The organism is Streptomyces cyaneofuscatus, from assembly GCF_000718135.1.
GTDB lineage: Bacteria > Actinomycetota > Actinomycetes > Streptomycetales > Streptomycetaceae > Streptomyces > Streptomyces cyaneofuscatus.
In genome coordinates this window covers 1-226 of record NZ_JOEM01000111.1, presented here as the reverse complement: position 1 = coordinate 226, position 226 = coordinate 1, and the positions used below count along the sequence as shown (strand labels likewise).

The 226-nt window shown below is 67.3% G+C and carries 1 protein-coding gene; it reads right to left on the bottom strand.

What is annotated here, in order from left to right:
- A partial coding sequence (locus IF17_RS01000000137000) for a carboxyl transferase domain-containing protein (protein ID WP_032773250.1) occupies positions 1-226 on the bottom strand: 226 nt, incomplete at both ends.

Genomic DNA, 226 nt, shown 5'->3' with positions numbered 1-226 from the left:
ACCGCGCTCGGCCGCGTAGTAGGGGTGCATCAGCTCGGCCTTGTACTCCTTGACCATGCGCGCACGCATCGCCTCGGGGTCCTCGGCGTCCGCGATCTGCCGGCGGAAGATGACATTGGCCGCACCCTCGGCGCCCATCACCGCGATCTCGTTGGTGGGCCAGGCATAGGTGAGGTCGGCCCCGATGGACTGGGAGTCCATGACGATGTACGCGCCTCCGTATGCC